12 protein-coding genes and 2 tRNA genes are annotated in these 20,400 nt (G+C 66.3%); 4 read left to right on the forward strand and 10 right to left on the reverse strand.

Annotated features, from left to right (window positions below):
* Window positions 1-5: 5 nt before the first annotated feature.
* The 10 genes from pks2 to dnaA form a co-directional block, all read right to left on the reverse strand.
* The gene (pks2, locus tag AC5Y30_RS07450) at window positions 6-6,392 is read right to left on the reverse strand and encodes a sulfolipid-1 biosynthesis phthioceranic/hydroxyphthioceranic acid synthase (RefSeq protein ID WP_499917433.1); all 6,387 of its coding nucleotides are present in this window, start codon (window positions 6,390-6,392) and stop codon (window positions 6-8) included.
* Between the two features lie 233 nt (window positions 6,393-6,625).
* Window positions 6,626-6,698: transfer RNA gene (locus AC5Y30_RS07455), tRNA-Ala, on the reverse strand.
* Between the two features lie 148 nt (window positions 6,699-6,846).
* A tRNA-Ile gene (locus AC5Y30_RS07460) sits at window positions 6,847-6,920 on the reverse strand.
* A 70-nt stretch (window positions 6,921-6,990) separates the two neighbouring features.
* Entirely contained in the window at window positions 6,991-7,881 is an 891-nt protein-coding gene (locus AC5Y30_RS07465; RefSeq protein WP_499917434.1) for a DUF3566 domain-containing protein, read from the reverse strand.
* 89 nt (window positions 7,882-7,970) lie between these two features.
* Window positions 7,971-10,487, reverse strand: coding sequence for a DNA gyrase subunit A (gyrA, locus tag AC5Y30_RS07470; RefSeq protein ID WP_499917435.1), 2,517 nt, complete (start codon window positions 10,485-10,487; stop codon window positions 7,971-7,973).
* A 31-nt stretch (window positions 10,488-10,518) separates the two neighbouring features.
* Window positions 10,519-12,552: a DNA topoisomerase (ATP-hydrolyzing) subunit B gene (gene gyrB, locus AC5Y30_RS07475; protein WP_499917436.1), complete on the reverse strand. Its 2,034-nt coding sequence runs from the start codon at window positions 12,550-12,552 to the stop codon at window positions 10,519-10,521.
* Window positions 12,553-12,809: 257 nt separating this feature from the next.
* A complete protein-coding gene (locus AC5Y30_RS07480) occupies window positions 12,810-13,367 on the reverse strand; it encodes a DUF721 family protein (RefSeq protein ID WP_499917437.1) in 558 nt (185 codons plus the stop codon).
* Window positions 13,364-14,521 (reverse strand): DNA replication/repair protein RecF, encoded by a 1,158-nt coding sequence (recF, locus tag AC5Y30_RS07485; RefSeq protein WP_499917438.1) that lies wholly within the window; start codon window positions 14,519-14,521, stop codon window positions 13,364-13,366. Before recF ends, AC5Y30_RS07480 begins: the two co-directional genes overlap by 4 nt.
* The gene (dnaN, locus tag AC5Y30_RS07490) at window positions 14,522-15,721 is read right to left on the reverse strand and encodes a DNA polymerase III subunit beta (RefSeq protein ID WP_499917439.1); all 1,200 of its coding nucleotides are present in this window, start codon (window positions 15,719-15,721) and stop codon (window positions 14,522-14,524) included.
* A 567-nt stretch (window positions 15,722-16,288) separates the two neighbouring features.
* Window positions 16,289-17,824, reverse strand: a complete 1,536-nt coding sequence (gene dnaA, locus AC5Y30_RS07495; RefSeq protein WP_499917440.1) for a chromosomal replication initiator protein DnaA — start codon at window positions 17,822-17,824, stop codon at window positions 16,289-16,291.
* Between the two features lie 594 nt (window positions 17,825-18,418).
* On the opposite strand from dnaA, the gene rpmH reads away from it, so the two are divergent.
* From rpmH to yidC, 4 genes are read left to right on the forward strand one after another with little or no spacing between them, the layout of a single operon-like run.
* Window positions 18,419-18,562 carry a 50S ribosomal protein L34 gene (gene rpmH / locus AC5Y30_RS07500; protein ID WP_003874369.1) on the forward strand — a complete coding sequence of 48 codons (144 nt, stop codon included), beginning with the start codon at window positions 18,419-18,421 and terminating at the stop codon, window positions 18,560-18,562.
* 23 nt (window positions 18,563-18,585) lie between these two features.
* Window positions 18,586-18,945 carry a ribonuclease P protein component gene (gene rnpA, locus AC5Y30_RS07505; protein WP_499917441.1) on the forward strand — a complete coding sequence of 120 codons (360 nt, stop codon included), beginning with the start codon at window positions 18,586-18,588 and terminating at the stop codon, window positions 18,943-18,945.
* Window positions 18,942-19,289: a membrane protein insertion efficiency factor YidD gene (gene yidD / locus AC5Y30_RS07510; RefSeq protein WP_499917442.1), complete on the forward strand. Its 348-nt coding sequence runs from the start codon at window positions 18,942-18,944 to the stop codon at window positions 19,287-19,289. Before rnpA ends, yidD begins: the two co-directional genes overlap by 4 nt.
* Window positions 19,273-20,361, forward strand: a complete 1,089-nt coding sequence (gene yidC / locus AC5Y30_RS07515; protein ID WP_499917443.1) for a membrane protein insertase YidC — start codon at window positions 19,273-19,275, stop codon at window positions 20,359-20,361. Before yidD ends, yidC begins: the two co-directional genes overlap by 17 nt.
* Window positions 20,362-20,400: the final 39 nt, after the last annotated feature.

Below are 20,400 nucleotides of genomic sequence, written 5' to 3' on the forward strand. Positions count from 1 at the left end.
CTCCTTCAGTCCACCTGCGGCTCGGCCCACGCCGTGCCGTGCTGACTTGTCTCAAGGCCGCCGAGACGACCCGCGGGAGCCAGCCTTTCGCACAGGAGCCCGGCCAGGCCCTGGATGGTGGTGATGTCGTTGGTGGTGACCCGGATCCCCGTTTCGGCCTCGATGCGGGTGCGCAGCTCGAGGTTGCCCATGGAGTCGAGGCCGTATTCGGAGAGGGGATGATCAGGATCGATGGTGCGGCGCAGAATCAGGCTGACGGCATCGGAGATCATCCGGCGCAGTCGAACGGGCCATTCGTCCGATGGCAGCGCGTATAACTCGTTCAGCAGTTCGCCCGTGTCCGAGGCGCTTTGGTCGTTGGACCGGAACACTTCAGCGAACCGGCTGCGTTGCGCGTAGGCGGCGAACCAGGGCGTTCCCGTCAACGTTGCGTAACCGGAGTACGGACGGTCGTAACGCAGCAGGGCCTGAAACGCGTAGGCACCTTCGTCCGCGGTGAAAGCCGTGTCACGCCAGTGTGCGATGGCGGTGCCTTCGCCGTCGCGGCCGGGCGTCGTTTCTTCGCCGCCCTCGGCTCGGACTTCGGCGGCGCGACCCACCTCGGCCCACAACGCCCACCCGATCGCCGTGGCGGGCAGACCCTGGGTTCGCCGCCAGCGCGCGAATGCGTCCAGCCAGCCGTTGGCGGCCGCGTACGCCCCCTGCCCGGGTGAGCCCACCAGGCCCACGGCCGAGGAGAACAAACAGAACCAATCCAGCGGGAGCGCGGCCGTGGACTGGTGTAAGTTCCACGCGCCGTGGACCTTTGGAGCCCAGTTGCGGCTGATGAGATCGTCCGTCATATTGGCCAGCATCGCGTTTTCGAAGACCGCAGCGGCGTGCAGCACCCCGCGCAACGGAAGCCCTGTCGCGGTCGCAGCGCTCACCAGCCGCGGCGCTGTGTCGGCTTCGGTGATGTCACCGCATTCCACCGCGATGTCGGTTCCCATCGCCCGAATGAGCTCGATCGTTTGCAGCGCCTTGGGATTGGGCTCTGTGCGGGAGCTGAGCACGATGCGACCGCAGCCGCCTTCGGCCATCTTCTCGGCGAGAAAGAGTCCTATGCCACCGAGGCCGCCGGTGACGATGTAGGAGCCGTCGTGCCGGAATGGCCGGGCCTGCTCGGGCGGTACCACGACACAGCTGTGTCCGGACTGGGGTATGTCGAGCACCACCCTGCCCGCCTGCTCTGCCGCGTTGATCGCGCTGACAGCGCCGGTGGCATCGCCGAGCGGACAGCGAACGATCTCCGGTAGTGGCAACTCGCCGTCTGCGACGAGCCGGTACACCGCGCGTAGCAGGTCGCCGACTCGGTGTGGATGACTGTGCGACATCAGTGCCAGGTCGACGTGATGCAACGTGAGATTGCGATGCAACGGGACAAGTCCCGGCCGGGTGCCTGCGTAGACGTCGCGCTGACCGATCTCCACAAATCGTCCCCCGATGGACAGCACTTCTAACCCGGCGCGCTGCGCGGCACCGGTTAAGGAGTTGAGCACGATGTCAACCCCGCCGCCGTCGGTTTCCCGGCGGATCTGCTCGGCGAAGTCGGTGCTACGGGAGTCGTAGACGTGTTCAACGCCCATGTCGCGCAATAGCTTCCGGTGCTCGTCGCTGCCCGCGGTGGCGAAGATCTCGGCTCCCGCGGCGCGCGCGATCGCGATCGCCGCCCGTCCCACGCTGCCGGTGGCGGAGTGAATCAACACTCGGTCACCGGCGGCGATCCTGGCCTGATCGTGCAGCCCGTACCACGCGATCGCGTGCGGCGTACTCACCGCCGCCGCCTGGGCATCGGTGAGGCCCTGCGGCAGCGTCACGGCCAGGCGGGCGTCACATGTGACGAACGTGGCCCAGCAACCGTTCGTGGAGAAGCCGCCGACGTGGTCACCCGGACGATGGGTTGTGACCCCGGAACCGACCGCGGTCACCACGCCGGCAAAATCCGTACCGAGCCGGGGTGTATCCCCGTCGGCGCTGGAATACGGGTCGCAGGCCAACAGGACATCCGCGAAATTGACGGCTGCCGCGTTCACCCTGACCTCTATCTCGCCCGGGCCGGGCGGAACGCGTTGAAACGCAGTCAGTTCCATCGTGCCCACGTCGCCGGGCGTGCGGATCTGCATGCGCAGGCCATCGTGCTGGTTGTTCACCGCGACCGTTCGCCGCTCCTCGGCGCGTAGCGGTGCGGGGCTGAGGCGCGCGGTGTACCACTGGCCATTCCGCCAGGCTGTCTCGTCCTCGTCCGAACTCCCCAGCAGTTGCCGCGCCAGCTGCTCGGCCTCGCTGTTCTTGTCCATGTCGATCTGGGTGGCGCGCAGATGCGGATGTTCGGTGCCGATCGCTCGCACCAGGCCGCGCAGCCCGGCCTGCTGGAGGTTGGCCACGTCACCCGGCAACACGTTTCGTGCGTTCCGCGTGACGACGTAGAGGCGGGGAGGTTCTTCGCCAATGTCCACGATTCGCTGGGTAATTCGCACCAGGTGACGCACTTGGTCCTCGCCGAGCCGGCCCCACTCGTTCTCCGGGGCATCGTCCTCGGGGTCAAGGAGTATGGCGATTGCGCTGACCTGGTCGGCAAAGTGCATGCCGAGCGCCGCGGCAGTCGCCCCGTGATCTGCATGCCGCGGCCAGGTCATGGTCGCGCACCGGGCGCCCTCGGCTTTCAACGCGTCGGTCAGCCTTGTCGCCACGACGTCGGCGGTCGCGGAAGTGCTGATCAGCAAGCACGTTCCGACGCCGATGGGCTCCACATCCGGCAGCGTTCGCTGCCTCCACTCGACGGACAGCAGCCGCTCGTTCAGCACGCGATCGCGGTTGACGCTCTCCGATGTCCCGGTGCCCAATTGCAATCCGCGCACGGCCAGCAGGACCGTCCCGCGCTCGTCGAGCACATCGAGATCCGCCTCCAACCCGGCCGGGTCGGCCCGTGTCACCGTCGTATAGCAGTAACGCGCGGTGCGGGCGGAACCGTAGGCACGGATTCGGTCCACGCCCAGCGGCAGCAGCAGACCAGCGCTGCCGGCAAGCCGGGCCCCGGGATGGGCGGCGACCGATTGGAAACAGGCGTCCAGCAAGGCGGGATGCACCGTGTAGAGACCTTGTTGCGAGCGGATGGGCCCGGGCAGGCCCACCTCGCCCAGCACCGTGTCGAACGTCTCGTCGCAGTGGTGCACCGCAGCCAATCCCGCGAATGCCGGTCCATACTGCAAGCCGTGCGCGTCGAACTGCTCGCGCAGCTCGGTCCCGTCGAGCCGGCGCGGGTGGGCCTTGATCAGCTCGGCCATGTCGTACGCCGGTGGCTGGTCCTCGTCTGCCCCCGGATGCAGCATCGCGGCCGCCCGCCGAATCTGGGTGCCGTCCTGGACGGTCGCTACCGCGAAATCGATTGCGCCCGTCGGGGTCACCGCCGCAGCCACCGACACCGGTGTCTCGTCGTCCAGCAACAGCATCGCCTCGAAGCGGATGTCGCGAACTTCGGACCCCTCGCCAAACACCGTGCGAGCCGCGACCAACGCCATCTCACAGTAGGCCGCGCCTGGAAGCGCCGACACATTGTGGACCCGGTGGTCGCCCAGCCAGGGCTGAGCCGCGGTGCCGACCTCGCCCTGCCACACGTGGCGCTGCGGCTCTTCGTGCAACCGGACATGCGCCCCCAGCAACGGGTGCACCGGAACCGTGCTCGCGCCGCGCGCCCGCAGATCCGGGCTCTTGCGGGTCAGCAGCAACTGGCTGTGGCTCCAGCTGGGCAATGGTGCGTCCACCAGCTGACCGCCCGGGAAGAGCACCGAAAAGTCGATTGCCGCACCGCTACCGAACAGCTCCGCCACCAAGCCGCGAAGCCCGTGGGGCAGCGCTTGCTCTCGGCGCATCGCGGCGAGAGCGGCCGCCGGCATGCCGATGCTTCCGGCAGTCTGCTCGACGGCGTGGGTGAGTAGGGGGTGCGGGGCCAACTCCGCGAAGACCCGGAAGCCGTCTTCCAGCGCCGCCTGCACCGCCGCGGCAAAGCGCACCATATGGCGCAGATTGTCCGACCAATACCAGGCATCACACCTGGGCTGTTCACGCGGGTCGAACGCGGTCGCAGAGTAAAAGGGCAACTCCGTTGTCCTGGGCTTGATCTCGGCCAGCGCGTCGACCAGCTCGTCGAGGATCGGATCGACCTGCGGAGAGTGCGAGGCGACATCGACCGCGATCTCGCGCGCCAACACGTCCCGCTGCTCCCATGCGGTGACCAGATCGCGCACCGTCGCTGCGCCGCCGCCGATCACCGAAGAATGGGGTGAGGCCACCACCGCCAGCACGACGTCGTCGATGCCACGCGCCATCAGTTCCAAAAGCACTTGCTCGGCCGGCAATTCCACCGATGCCATCGATCCGGAGCCGGCGATCGTGGACATCAGCCGCGATCGGCGGCAGATCACGCGGACGCCGTCCTCCAGCGTCAGCGCTCCGGCCACCACCGCGGCCGCCGCTTCGCCCATCGAGTGGCCGATCACGGCCCCCGGCCGCACACCGTATTCCCTCATCGTGGCCGCCAGTGCGACTTGCATGGCGAACAGCGCGGGCTGAATCCGGTCAATCCCGCTCACCGTGTCGGGTCCTGAAATGGCCTCGGTGACAGAGAATCCCGACTCCTCGGCGATCAAGGGCTCCAACTGGGCCACGGTCGCGGCGAACACCGGTTCCGTCGCGAGCAACTCGCCGCCCATCGCCGCCCACTGCGAACCCTGTCCGGAGAACAGCCATACCGGGCCGCGATCGTCGTGTCCGGCCGCGGCCTGATAAGGGAAGTGGCCTGCGGCGATCTCGCCCAGACCGTCGGTCAGCTCCTCGATGCTGCGTGCGATGACCGCCGCGCGGACCGGCCGGTGCGCCCGCCGGCGAGCGAGGGTGTACGCCAGATCCGTTGGGGCAAGGTCCAACGCGTGTGCGCCTGCCCACTCGGCAAGACGCGCCGCGGTTTGCCGCAGTCCGCTGGCCGACGTGGCCGACAGGGCGAACAGCAGCGGACCGTCGGGGCCGGGACCGGTTTGCGAGGCCGCCTCGGGTGCCTGTTCCACGATCGCGTGCACATTGGTTCCCGAGAAGCCGTACGACGACACCGCTGCCCGGCGGGGGCCGTGGTGACCACTGCTCGGCCAGCCCGTATTCTGCCGTGGCACAAAGAGGTTGGTCTCGATCTCGGCCATGTCGTCGGGCAGCCGGGTGAAATGCAGATTGCGTGGAACCACGCCGTGCTGCAGCGCGAGGACCGCCTTCATCAGCCCCAGCGCCCCGGCAGCCGATTGGGTGTGCCCGAAGTTGGTCTTCACCGACGCCAGCGCGCACGGCCCGTCGTGGCCGTAAACCTCTGCCAGGCTTGCGTATTCGATGGGATCACCCACGGGCGTACCGGGGCCGTGCGCCTCGACCATGCCGATGGTGCGGGCGTCCACACCGGCTACGGCCAATGCCGAGCGGTAGACCTCGACCTGTGCCGTCCTCGACGGGGTCACGATGTTCACGGTGTGGCCGTCCTGGTTGGCGGCCGTACCCCGGAGTACGGCCAGGATCCGGTCGCCGGCGCGGAGCGCGTCCGGCAATCGCTTCAGCATCAGGACGACGCATCCTTCGCCCGCCACGAATCCGTCGGCGGCGACGTCGAACGCGTGGCAGCGTCCGGTCGGCGACAGCATTCCGATGGCGGAACCCGAACAGGACTTGCGGGGTTCGAGCGACACCGAAGCGCCGCCCGCCAGGGCGATATCGCTTTCGCCGTCGTGCAGGCTGCGGCAGGCCACATGGACCGCCGCCAGGCCGGACGAACACGCGGTATCCACGGTCATCGCCGGACCACGCAGTCCCAGCGTGTAGGCGATCCGCCCCGAGCCCATGGCGAAGCTGTTGCCCAAGTATCCGTAGGGCCCCTCCAACGCGTCGGCCTCGGCATGCACGAATTGGTAGTCGTCATGCATCAACCCCATGAACACGCCGGTGCGCGCGGCGGTTAGCGCATGGGGGGTGAGGCCGCCGTGTTCCATGGCCTCCCATGAGGTCTCCAACAGCAGGCGATGCTGCGGATCCATCGCGGTCGCCTCTTTCTCGGTGATGCCGAAGAACTCGGCGTCGAATCCCGCGACGTCATCGAGGAACGCCCCCCACTTGCACACCGACCGGCCCGGCACCCCGGCCTGCGGGTCGTAATATTCGTCGGCGTCCCACCGCTCCGGTGGAACATCGGTGACCAGGTCGTCACCGCGCAGCAGCGCCTCCCACAACTGGTCCGGCGAGGTGATGCCGCCGGGCAGCCGACACGCCATGCCGATGATCGCGACGGGGGTAAGGGGCGCCTTGCCTAGCGGGACCACAGACACGGCCGATCCTGAGTCCACACCCGATGACGAACTGGCCCGAACAAAGCCGTTTCCTCCTCCCCGCGAAGGTGGAGTTTGCGCTATGGGCTGCCTTATCGCTCGGTAGCGACCGGTCAGTTGTCGGGCATGTTAGCTGATCACCACGGGTCCGCGGGGGTATCCGGAAACCCAGGTTATGTGCGAGACAAGAGTTAACTAGAAGGCGGTCGGCCCGTCGCTGCGCGTGAGACTTGTGGAGCCTAGGGGAATCGAACCCCTGACACCCGCCTTGCAAAGGCGGTGCTCTACCAACTGAGCTAAGGCCCCTCATCGTGACCGAGTGGCTGACCTTGGTCATCCACAGCCACGTGCCAGACCTCGACTCCACGTCGCGACCACGCCACCGCCGCCAATACGGCGATAAGTCCCAGCGGCAGTGCGAGTCTTACGCAACGTCTTGACGGGCACATGGTTGTGGGCCTAGGAGGACTCGAACCTCCGACCTCTTCGTTATCAGCGAAGCGCTCTAACCGCCTGAGCTATAGGCCCGTACTCGCGTACGGCCGAGCGACGAGATTACCGCAATCCCCGTCCGACTCCCAAAATTGCAGCACCCATGCTAGTCGCGGTCCGCCAACGTGACCTCGATGCCGCCGATCAGATCGGTCGTCAGGTTGTAGACGAATGCGGCGATGGTGGCCGCCGCGGTCAGCAGCACAATGTTCACCAGCCCGATCAGAACGGCCCCGCCGAAAATGGTGCCGCTGGACACCAGTTCGCCGCTGCTGCCGCTGGTGTTGTTCAGTAAGTCACCGACGTTGCTGTTCAACTTCGACCACACGCCCATGCCGCCGAGCACGAGGTACAGGAATGCGACGGCGATCATCCAGACGAAGAACAGCGCCACCGAGAGCAGCAGCGACACCTTCAACGTGCTCCACGGATCGATGCGGCGGATCTGCATGCTGGCGCGCACCGGGCCGCGCGTGCGGCGTGATACCTGCAACCGGCTATCGCGGTTTTCTCGGCCCTCCCGGGTTTCGCCGGCGGCCGGACGTCCCGCCGATGAGGCCGGTGATTCCGCGGCCCGCTCGGGGGCGGGCTTGCGGTGCGGGCCACGCGGCACCGGGCCGGACAGGTCGGGTAATTCGCTGGCGTAGGCCTCGGTCGGCGAATGTTCACCGCGGGTGGCCGCGGGCTCCGGCTCTTTGGCATGCGATCCGGCCCCGGCCCCCGGCGCCGCGGTGCCGGAGATGAATCGGTTCAACCGGCCTTCGACGCCGCCCGCCTGGCCCGGTGGTCGCTTCTCGGTGAACGGCTCGTTCTGGCGAGGGCCTGGGTCCTGCGGCCGGGCACCACTGCGCTGCCACGGTGGTCCATCCCCGCCCTCCTGAGCGCGGCCCGCCTGTGCGGGCGGCGCCCCGTGGCGCGCACCGGCGCGTTCGGCCGAACCATCCCCGTTGGGGCCATCCCCCTGCTTGGGGGTGCCCGGCTCGTTCGGTGAGGTCACCCCGACTCCTTTGGTCAGCTACCCAGGCCGCCCAGGCGGTGGCAGTCGCGTTATGTCTGGTCGGGCTGAGTCTAGTGGCTCGCTACCGACTAACTATCTGACTCCGCACCGTCGCTTTGCTCGACGACCTCGTCCGCGTTTTCTTCGGCGTTGCGGGCGATGGCCAACAGCGTGTTCTCCTCACCCAGGTTCATCAGGCGCACGCCTTTGGTCTGCCGTCCCGCCTTGCGGACCTGGCCCGCTGCGGTCCGGATGACGCCGCCTCCCGAGGTGATTGCGTAGAGCTCGCTGTCCTCATCGACAATCAACGCACCGACCAGCCTGCCACGCCGGCGGTCGTACATCACCGTCAGGACTCCCTTGCCGCCGCGGCCCTGCACCGGATACTCCTCGATCGCGGTTCGCTTGGCGTATCCGCCCGACGTCGCCACCAGCAGGTAGGTGTCTTCGCGGACGACGTTGAGTGACAACAGGTAGTCGTCGGCGTTGAACCGCATGCCCTGGACGCCGGACGTGGCGCGGCCCATCGGGCGCAGCGCTTCGTCGGTCGCCGAGAACCGGATGGACTGGCCGTTGGCCGACACCAGAAGCAGGTCATCCTCGGCGGAGCAGAGCACCGCACCGACCAGCTCGTCGCCGTCGCGCAGGTTGACCGCCACGATCCCGCCCGACCGGTTCGAGTCGAAATCGGTCAGCTTGGTCTTCTTCACCAGACCGTTGCGGGTGGCCAGCACCAGATAGGGCGCGTCCTCGTAGCTCTTGATCTGGATGACCTGAGCGATCCGCTCCTCGGGCTGGAAGGCCAGTAGGTTCGCGACGTGCTGACCGCGAGCGGTCCGCGAGGCCTCCGGAAGGTCGTAGGCCTTGGCGCGATACACGCGGCCCTGGGTGGTGAAGAACAGGATCCAGTCGTGCGTCGAGCACACAAAGAAGTGCCGCACGATGTCGTCCTGCTTCAACCCGGCGCCCTGAACCCCCTTGCCGCCGCGCTTCTGGCTGCGGTACAGGTCGGTCTTGGTCCGCTTGGCGTAGCCGGTCTCGGTGATGGTGACCACCACGTCTTCGCGGGCGATCAGGTCCTCGTCTGCGACGTCACCGTCGGCGGCGATGATCCGGGTACGACGCTCGTCGCCGTGCTTGTCGACGATCTCGGCGAGCTCGTCGTGCACGATCCGGCGCTGCCGCTCGGGCTTGGCCAGGATGTCTTCCAGGTCGGCGATCTCGGCTTCGATCTTGGCCAGGTCGTCGATGATGCGCTGGCGCTCCAGGGCGGCCAACCGGCGCAGCTGCATGTCCAGGATGGCCTGGGCCTGAATCTCGTCGATGTCCAGCAGCTCGATCAGACCGGCCCGCGCGATCTCCACGGTCTCCGACGCCCGGATCAGGGCGATCACCTCGTCGAGCGCGTCGAGCGCTTTGACCAGACCGCGCAAGATGTGTGCGCGTTCGTTCGCCTTGCGCAACCGATAGGTGGTACGCCGGATGATGACGTCGAGTTGATGCGCGACGTAGTAGCGGATCATCTGGTCGAGCCGCAGCGTGCGCGGCACCCCGTCGACGATCGACAGCATGTTCGCGCCGAAGCTGGTCTGCAGCTGGGTGTGCTTGTAGAGGTTGTTCAGCACCACCTTGGCCACGGCGTCGCGCTTGATCTCCACCACGATGCGCAGACCGACCCGGTCGCTGGACTGGTCTTCGATGTTCGAGATGCCGGCCAGCTTGCCGTCGCGGACCTGCTCGGCGATCGAGGTGATGAAGTTGTCGTGGTTCACCTGGTACGGCAGCTCGGTGATCACCAGCGAGGTGCGGCCGCGTGAATCTTCTTCCACCTCAACGACTCCGCGCATCCGGATGGAGCCGCGGCCGGTGTTGTATGCGTCGTGGATGCCTTGCGACCCGACGATCAGGCCGTAGGTGGGGAAGTCCGGGCCCTTGACCCGCTCGCAGACCGCGGCCAGTGTGGCCTCTTCGTCGGCCTCGTGGTTGTCCAGGCACCAGTAGACGGCTTCGGCCAACTCCCGCAGGTTGTGCGGCGGGATGTTGGTCGCCATGCCGACCGCGATACCGCCGGAGCCGTTGGCCAGCAGGTTGGGGAACCGGCTGGGCAGCACGGTCGGTTCCTGCACGCGGCCGTCATAATTGGGGATGAAATCGACTGTCTCCTCGTCGATTTCACGCAGCATCTCCATCGCGAGCGGGGTGAGTCGCGCCTCGGTATAGCGCATTGCGGCCGGCGGGTCATTACCCGGCGAGCCGAAGTTGCCCTGCCCGTCGACCAACGGGTAGCGCAGCGACCACGGCTGCGCCATCCGGACCAGGGTGTCGTAGATCGACGAGTCGCCGTGCGGGTGGTAGTTACCCATCGTCTCGGCGACCGAGCGGGCCGACTTCGCGTGGCCACGGTCCGGGCGGAAGCCCGAGTCGAACATTGCGTAGAGCACCCGGCGGTGCACAGGCTTGAGGCCGTCCCGGACTTCGGGCAGCGCCCGGCCGACGATCACGCTCATCGCATAGTCGATGTAGCTGCGCTGCATCTCCTGCTGGATATCGACCGGCTCGATGCGGTCGGCGGCATCGCCGCCGGGCGGCAGCGTGGTGTCTGTCATCTATTCCTCGTTCGAGTTAGACGGGTACGTCTTAAACATCCAAGAAGCGAACATCTTTGGCGTTGCGGGTGATGAAGCTGCGGCGGGCGTCGACGTCCTCGCCCATCAGGATCGAGAACAACTCGTCGGCCGCGGCGGCGTCGTCGAGGGTGATCTGGCGCAGCACCCGCACCGACGGGTCCATCGTGGTCTCCCACAACTCCTTGGCATCCATCTCGCCCAGACCCTTGTAGCGCTGAATGCCGTCCTCGGCGTTGATCTTCTTGCCGGCCTTGCGGCCCTCGGCGAGCAACCCGTCGCGCTCGCGGTCGGAGTAGGCGAATTCGGGGTCGCTGCGCTGCCACTTCAGCTTGTACAGGGGCGGCTGCGCCAAGAACACGTGTCCGTTCTCGATCAGCGGCCGCATGAACCGGAACAACAGCGTCAACAGCAATGTCGAGATGTGCTGCCCGTCCACGTCCGCGTCGGCCATCAGCACGATCTTGTGATAACGCAGCTTGGTGATGTCGAACTCGTCGTGAATGCCGGTGCCCAGCGCGGTGATGATCGCCTGGACTTCGGTGTTCTTCAGAACCCGGTCGATGCGGGCCTTCTCCACGTTGATGATCTTGCCGCGCAGCGGCAGGATGGCCTGGAACATCGAGTCACGACCGCTCTTGGCCGAGCCGCCGGCCGAATCACCCTCCACCACATACAACTCCGACTTGCGCGGGTCGGTGGAGCGGCAGTCGGCGAGCTTGCCTGGCAGCCCGCCGAGGTCGGTGGCGCTCTTGCGGCGGACCAACTCTCGCGCTTTGCGGGCGGCGATGCGGGCCTGGGCCGACGACACGGCTTTGTTGACCACGACCTTGGCGTCCGCGGGGTTGGCTTCGAACCAATGCGTGAGTTGTTCGTTGCAGACCTTCTGTACGAACGACTTGACTTCGGTGTTGCCCAGTTTGGTCTTGGTCTGGCCCTCGAATTGCGGTTCGCTGACCTTGACCGAGATCACCGCGGCCAGGCCCTCGCGGATGTCATCGCCGGTGAGGTTCGGATCCTTGTCCTTGAGCAGCTTCTTGTCTTTGGCGTACTTGTTGACCACCGTCGTCAGGGCGCTGCGGAAGCCCTCTTCGTGGGTACCACCCTCGTGGGTGTTGATGGTGTTGGCGAAGGTGTGCACCGATTCCGAGTAGCCGCCGTTCCACTGCATCGCGATTTCGACCTCGTGGCCCGGACCCTTGCCGTCGAAGTCGATGATGCTCTGCTGGATCGGGCTTTTGGTGCGGTTGATGTGCTTGACGAAGTCGACGAGCCCACCGGGGTAGTGGAAGGTGCGGTGCTTGACCTTATGTGGCGCAGTGGATTCCGCGGCTTTTTCCTGCGCGGACTTGGGCGCTTCGGCGGTGTCGCTGACGACCTCGTCGACGACCTCTTCGTCGCTCACCCGCTCGTCGGTGAGGTTGATCGTCAGCCCCTTGTTGAGGAAAGCCATTTCCTGCAGCCGGCGCGCGACGGTCTCGAAGTCGTACTCGGTGGTCTCGAAGATCTCGGGATCGGCCCAGAATCGGATGGTCGTGCCGGTGCGCTTGGTGGCCTCGCCCTGTTTGAGGGTGCCGGGCACGGCGCGGTCGTAATATTGCGACCATTCGTGGCCGTCGCGGGCGATGTCCACCTCGAGGCGCGTCGAGAGCGCGTTGACCACCGACACACCGACGCCGTGCAGACCACCGCTGACGTTGTAGCCGCTGTTCTCACCGCCGAACTTGCCGCCGGCGTGTAGTTGCGTCATCACCACGTCCACGGTGGGGGCACCGGTCGCGTGCATCGCCACCGGAATGCCGCGGCCGTTGTCGGAGACCTCGACGCTGCCATCCCCGAGGATGCGGACGTCGACCTTGTCGGCGTAGCCGGCCATCGCCTCGTCGACCGAGTTGTCCACCACCTCCCAGATGAGGTGGTGCAGGCCACGCTCTCCGGTGGATCCGATGTACATGCCGGGGCGTTTGCGGACGGCCTCGAGGCCTTCGAGCACGGTGATCGCCGAAGCGCCGTATTCGTCTTGTGCCTTCTTCTTCTGGGCAGCCACGGTCGGAATGCTCTCCTTGGGGTTTCATGCGGGCGGTTCCTGATCACCGCAACAGTCGCATCCCGTCAGTCTAGCGTGAGCACCCGCCCGCACCGATATTCTGGGCGCGTTTCTACCCAGCTAACCGCGCCGTGCGGACGATTTCTCTATTCTGGCCGCGTCCCGACGTATGTCGAGGGGGTCCGCGTCGTCCTGGCGGATTTCAGGGGCTGTGGACAAACCCGCGTCTGGGGATCCGCGGCCGGGTCGTCGACCCCCTAACCGTAGGTGTCGCGCGGGCCCCGTCCAGCGATGTGGCGCGGCCCCTTGCGCCACGAGGGCGCGGCCGGGCCGGTGATTTTCAGCGACGTCACCACTCCGTTGCCGACGGCGGCCGCGATCTTGGCCAGTAACTGTGACTGGATCATCCGCAATTGGGTGGCCCACGCCGTCGATTCGGCAGCCACGCTGAGCACCCCGTCCTTCAGGGCGGTCGGTGCGGCGTGGTCGGCGATCTGGTGGCCGACGACGGTCGCCCAGTTGCCGAGCACCGTCCCCTCGGCGACTTGGGCCGACCAACCGCGTTTCTTCGCCAAATCACGCGCCAGCCTGCCCAGGGGCTGGGGATCGCGGGCATCGGGACCCGGTCCAGACCAACTGCGTCGCTGGCCCGCCACACGGCGCGGGGCGGGGGCGGCCGCGCGGCCGCGGCCGGCGTCTTTCCCCTGAGCTCGGGCCGCCGCGCGCGCTTCCTCGAGGGTGCGCCGGACCAAATCGATCCCGCTCAGGGCGTTCGACGGCTCGGTGCGAGGCGACCCTTCGTCCCCGCCGGTCATGAGCGCATCTCCGATACCCGCCCGGCGTCGCTGTCGCGCAGGTCGACATAGATCTGCCTGGCATCCCAGCCCGCCGGAATGTCTTCGAGCACAGCCGCCGTGACCAACACCTGTTCGGCCGATTCGGCCACCGTGGCCAGCGCGCGGCGGCGGGCGGCGTCGAGTTCGGCGAACACGTCGTCGAGCAACAACACCGGTTCGCTGTCTTCGGTTCGCAGCAACTCGTAGGCGGCCAGCCGCAACGACAACGCCAACGACCACGATTCCCCATGGCTGGCAAAGCCTTTCGCGGGCTGGTCGCCGAGCCACAATTCCAGATCGTCGCGGTGTGGCCCGACGAGGCACATGCCGCGTTCCAGCTCCGCATCGCGGCGCGCCGACAAGGCCGTCAGCAAGGCGGCTTCCAGGAAGTCACGGTCGGCATCGGCGATATCCGCCGCGGCGCCGGCACCCAGGCTGGATCGATAGCCGATGGAAGCGGCACGCGATCCGGGGGCCAACAGCTGATAGGCCTTCTCCACCTCGGGTGCCAATTGGTTCACCAAACCGATGCGGGCGGCCATCAATTGGGCACCGTGCTCGGCGAGGCGGCTGTCCCAGACGTCGAGAGTGTCCAGTGCGCTCTGGTCGCCGCGATAGCGGACGCCGGACAGGGATTTCAACAGCGCGGTGCGCTGCCGCAGGACTTTGTCGTAGTCGGCGCGCACCGCGGCCACCGCCGGTCTGCGAACAGTCGCCAAGTCGTCGAGGTAGCGCCGCCGGTCCGACGGGTCACCCCGGACCAGGGAGAGGTCTTCGGGAGCGAACAACACCGCGCGCAACACCCCGATCACCTCGCGGGTGCTGCGCACCGGTGAGCGGTTCAGCCGGGCCTTCTTGGCCCGGCCCGCCGCGATCTCCAGATCGACCGCGCACTCCCGGCCGTCGTTGACCACGATCGTGGAAACCACGGCGCGGTCGGCACCGGCGCGGATCAACGGCGCGTCCGTTCCCACCCGATGGGAGCCCATGGTGCTCGAATACCACAGTGCCTCAAGAAGATTCGTCTTCCCAAAGCCGTTGGATCCGATGAAGACCGTCCGACCAGGCTGCAATTCGAGGTCGGCGTGTGCCCAGGACCGGAAATCGCGCAGTCCCAAATGCCGGACGTACACCTAGCCAGGCAACCGGACAGGCATCAACAAGTAGACGTAATCGGTCGGTAGGGCGCTGTAGGGGCCCGTGCCCGTCGGGTGGCTGTCGTCGCTCAACGCCGGGCGCAGCAACGCCGGTTTGCCCGGAGTCGTGAAACCAAAAGACACCCGCTCGGAATGGACCGATCCCAGCCCGTCGGTCAGATACGTCGGGTTGAACGCGATCGTCAGCGGCTCTCCGACGAAATCGACCGCCAGATCTTCCTCGGCGCGGCCGACGTCGTCGGCGCCGGCGGATAGCCGCAGCGACCCCTCGGTGAATTCCATCCGGACCTGCGCGCCCCGGTCGGCCACCAGTGCGACGAGCTTGATGGCCTCCGTCAGCTCCGCCACATCGATGGTCGCGACCGCCGTGTGCTCGGCCGGCAGCAACTGACGGAACTTCGGGAATTCGGCATCGAGTAGGCGCGTGGTGCTGCGCTTGCCGTTACCGCTGATGCCGAGCAATCCGTCTTTTCCGACGCCCGATCCCGCGCCCAACGACAAGCGGACCTCGGAGCCGTCGGCGCCGGTTCGGGCGGCTTCGGCCAGCGTCTTGGCCGGGACCAGGACCGCGGCGTCGATGTCGGGCGAGGCCGCCGACCAAGTCAGCTCACGGACTGCCAAACGGAACCTGTCGGTGGCTGCCAAAACCACCGTGTCCCCGGAGATCTCCACCCTGATCCCGGTCAGCATCGGCAACGTGTCGTCACGGCCGGCCGCGATGGCAACCTGGCTGATCGCTTCGGCGAACAGATCAGCGGGCAACGTCCCGGTCTCCTCCGGCAGCGCCGGCAACGTCGGGTAATCCTCAACGGCCATCGTCGGCAGCGAGAACCTGGCGTTTCCGCAATGCAGCGCCACCCGGTTACCGTCGACGTAGAAGTCGATCGGTTTGTTGGGCAACGCCCGCACGATGTCCGACAGCAGCCGACCGGATACCAAAACGCTTCCCGGAGAAGCTATTTCGGCTGCAACCTGCGCTTCGGCGGAAACCTCGTAATCGAATCCGGAGATCGTCAGGCCCTCGTCGGTCCCCGACAGCAGCACACCGGAAAGCACGGGCACGGCAGGCCTGGACGGCAGATTCTTCGCCACCCATGACACCGCGTCTGCGAAAGACTCCCGCACCAAACGAAATTTCAAGTCGCTGAGGCCAGCCGTTGTCGTCGCCGCGTCCATAGCGTCCCTTCACCTACCCAGCGTTTTCGAATCCAATTGGCTAGCCGCCCCCGCTAGCACGGGGCTCCGCCACGAACGCCGATGGCGGTAATGCCAACGACGACCGCAACGGCAGTCGAAGAACAACCGTAGATCCTTCGACGCCATCTTGAAAGCTAATCGCAAAGCCCGACAACCCGGCCCGACGAAGGCCCGGACGACGGATCTGCACGGCGCGTCCCCAAGCCTGTATTTCAAAGAAGAACCGATGAAGATATCTCAGTACCAGTATTAAGTCCTGTGCATTCTGGGGACAGCATCGCCTTGGTGCAGCTAGCGCCACGATCGGGTTGTGCATCGCACAGTGAACGCCTGTGGGTGACGTGTTGGGCGGGTGGGGACGAACGACGGCTGTGCACCCCGGCGGCGTTGATACACGGTTGATTAATCGCGTTGTGCACAGCCCTGCCCACATGCCCTCGGTGGGACTCGTGTGACAGACGCGCGTGAAGTTTCTCGAAAAAATTCCGAACACGGGCGGCCGAAGCCCGAAAATCGCTCGTTCCGCGGCGCTGGGGAGAGGAGGACTCAGCGCTTGGAGCGCTGGCGGATGCGAGTGGTCAGCTCCTTGACGTGATCAAAAACCTCACGCCGCTCGGCCATCTCGGACAAGATCTTGCGTTGCGCGTACATGACCGTCGTGTGATCGCGGCCGAAGGCCTGCCCGATCTTGGGCAGTGAGAGATCGGTGAGTTCGCGGCACAGATACATGGCGATCTGGCGCGACTGCGCCAGCGCCCGGGTCTTCCCCGGGCCGCGGAGTTCCTCCACGGTGGTGTCGAAGTATTCGGCGGTAGCGGCCATGATGGTGGCCGCGCTGATCTGCATGGTGCTGGCATCGGCGATGAGGTCGCGCAGCACGATCTCGGCCAGCGCCTTGTCGATCGGCGTTTTGTTCAGCGAGGCGAATGCGGTCACCCGAATGAGGGCTCCCTCGAGCTCTCGTATGTTGCGTTCGATGCTGCTGGCGATGAGTTCCAGCACGTCGTCGGGGACCGCCAGGCGCTCCATCTGAGCCTTCTTGCGCAAGATGGCGATGCGCGTTTCCAGCTCGGGGGGCTGCACATCGGTGATCAAGCCCCACTCGAACCGCGTTCTGAGCCGGTCTTCGAGAGTGGCCAGCTGTTTGGGCGGCCGGTCCGACGAGATGACGATCTGTTTGTTGGCGTTATGCAGGGTGTTGAAGGTGTGGAAGAACTCCTCCTGGATACCTTCCTTGCCCTCGATGAACTGAATGTCATCGACGAGCAGCACGTCGACGTCGCGGTAGCTGCGCTTGAACGCGACCTTGCGGTCGTCGCGGAGCGAGTTGATGAAGTCGTTGGTGAATTCCTCGGTGGAGACGTACTTGACCCGCATCCCCGGGAAGAGCCGCTGCGCGTAATTCCCGGCGGCGTGCAGTAGATGGGTCTTGCCCAGACCGGACTCACCCCAGATGAACAGCGGGTTGTAGGCCCGGGCCGGCGCTTCCGCGATCGCCAGGGCGGCGGCGTGAGCGAACCGGTTGGAGGCGCCGATGACGAAGGTGTCGAACGTGTAGCGGCGGTTGAGGCTCGTTCCGGCGGCCACGGCCGGATCGATCGCGTGCGGACGCTCGGTGAAGTAGTTGGGCCAGCCCGGCTGGTTGTCGTTGACGGTTTCGCTGTTTTCGAAAGCTTCCTCGGTGTCGACGGCCGCGTCGTCGGCGGGGAAGGGCTGGTCGGATCCGGGGAACGGTTCCGCCGGCGGGATGAGCGCGTCGTCCACGTCGTCGGGCGGGGGAGCGATGCGGACTCCCAGCTGGATCTGCTGCCCGAGCCGGCGGCTGAGCGCGTCGGTGATCGGGGCCCTGAGATGTCTTTCGATCTCGTTTTGCACGAAACTGCTCGGCACCGACAGCAGGGCGAATCCCTCGACGATGGTCAGCGGGCGGACCAGATTGAGCCACGCTCGTTGCTGCGGAGTGAGGGGAGTGACAAGGGTCGCGCGATTGGCGGCCATGCCGTCTGCGGTGGGTTCCCCGTTGAGTTCGGAAACGACCGCATTCCACACTGTCGTGAAACTGGAACCGGGGTCATCGGTCAACGACGCATCTCCCTGGTTCTCGAACGTCCCGACCCGATTACACCGCGCTTGGTGACAAAACAACTGTCCACATAGTTATACACAGGTGTGGACAGGATGATCGTAGGCGAGCCACAGCCTACTGGCCGGCTCGCGATCTCCGCGCTGAAAGAGAACCTCGAGGGGTTGTCTCAGCTAGTCGATCCACCATCCTCGCTTCGTTGCCGAGCGCCGCTTGTCGTCTAAAACGACTTCGCAGAAGCTAACAGTTTTCCGTTCGGCTGCCAACAGTTCTGCCGCATTCCAATCGGGTCGTTTAGGGTACGTGGGGCTTGCTTCGGCTCGTTATGGTAGCCACGGCCGCGGCGAGTGTGATCGAAACGGAAATCTTTCTTCTCGCCACGCCGCGGGTTCGTTGTGGCAAGCCAGGTTTGACCAGGCGAAGGCTCGTCAGTACCCTCAAACAGTCGCCCGAAAGTCGGCGATACGGCTGCGACCCGAACCACCTGGGGACCGCGCCGGCCAGCAGCACCAAGACCACCTCCGGTCGAACCGCAGACGCGCCCGATGCGAAACGTCTGAGCGGCCGGATGGCAGCACAACGAGGAGAACGTCGTGGCCAAGGGCAAGCGGACCTTCCAGCCGAATAACCGGCGCCGAGCCCGCGTGCATGGCTTCCGCTTGCGGATGCGTACACGTGCCGGGCGCGCGATCGTGTCCGGTCGCCGCCGCAAGGGTCGCCGCGCGCTCTCTGCCTGATCGCAGCGTCAGGTTTTTCAGCGGTGCTTCCCGCACGCAACCGCATGACGCGGTCAATTGACTTTGACGCGACGGTGAAGCACGGGATTCGTCTGGCGCAGCCGGACGTCGTCGTGCACCTTCGCCGGGGGTCGGACTGCGATGAAACCCGCGCGCCGCGCGTCGGATTGGTGGTGGGCAAGCCCGTCGGATCCGCCGTCGAACGGCATCGCGTCGCTCGCCGGCTGCGGCATGTCGCCCGCACCCTGCTGGGAGAGCTCGGCCAATCTGATCAGTTGGTGATCCGCGCGCTGCCGAGCAGCCGGACCGCCTCCTCGGCCCGACTCGAGCAGGAGCTGCGCCGCTGTCTGCGACGAGTGCCAACGGCGGGGAGCCCGTCGTGACCGCGTGGGCGCGGCCGCGCGCGTTCGCCCATGCGACCGGAAGGCTGGCCGCGCGCGGCGTGATTTTTCTGATCCAGCTGTACCGGCATATGGTGTCGCCGCTACGCCCGGCGACCTGTCGCTTCGTCCCGACCTGCAGCCAGTACGCGGTCGATGCGCTCAACGAGTACGGCCTGATTCGGGGGAGCTGGTTGGCTGCGGCCAGACTCGCCAAGTGCGGACCATGGCATGACGGCGGATGGGATCCGATACCGGACCGCCCCGGAAGCCACGTGAATTGCCAAGATGCCAGCGACGCCCGGGCTGTCCGAGCGTCGCGAGGGGAGAGTGGATCCTTTGTTTGATTTCTTCAGCCTCGACTTCGTCTACTACCCGGTGTCGTGGATCATGTGGGTCTGGTACAAGTTGTTCGCCTCCCTGCTGGGGCCGTCGAACTTCTTCGCCTGGGCGCTGTCGGTGATGTTCTTGGTCTTCAGCCTGCGCGCGCTGCTCTACAAGCCTTTCGTTCGGCAGATCCGCACCACTCGCCAGATGCAGGAGCTGCAGCCGCAGATCAAGGCGCTGCAGAAGAAGTACGGCAAGGATCGCCAGCGCATGGCGCTCGAGATGCAGAAGCTTCAGCGCGAACATGGCTTCAACCCGATCCTGGGATGCCTGCCGATGTTGGCGCAGATCCCGGTGTTCATCGGTCTGTATCACGTGCTGCGCTCGTTCAACCGGACCACCGGCGGCTTCGGGCAGCCCCACCTGTCGGTGGCGCAGAACCGGTTGACCGGAAACTACGTCTTCACCCCGACGGACGTCGGGCACTTCCTGGACGCCAACTTGTTCGGCGCACCGATCGGCGCCTTCATGACGCAGCGCACGGGGTTGGATGCGTTCACCTTCTTCAGCCGGCCGGCCGTCATCGCGGTGGGCCTGCCGGTGATGATCCTGGCCGGTGTCGCGACCTACTTCAACAGCCGGGCGTCGGTCGCGCGGCAGAGTCCGGAGGCGGCGGCCAACCCGCAGACCGCGATGATGAACAAGCTCGCGCTGTACGTGTTCCCGCTCGGCGTCGTGGTCGGTGGGCCGTTCCTTCCGCTCGCGATCATCCTGTACTGGTTCGCGAACAACATCTGGACATTCGGGCAGCAGCACTACGTCTTCGGGATGATCGAGAAAGAGGACGAAGCCAAGAAGCAGGAAGCGATCCAGCGCCGGGCGGCGAATGCGCCGGCGCCGGGTGCCAAGCCGAAGCGGAATCCCAAGGCGGCATCGCCGACCGGAAACGGTTCGCCGGCGGCCGACGGCGACACCGACGCGCCCGCGGCGACAGATGCCGATGTGGCTGACGGCCCGGCACCTGACGCGAGCGGGGGCCCGAGCAACCGCACGCCGCGGCCCGGGGCCAGACCGAAAAAACGCAAACGCTGATACGGGCGGAATAGCTATCAGGGCCGCCCGCACAGGGCG

Source organism: Mycobacterium sp. NGS27 (genome assembly GCF_059813005.1).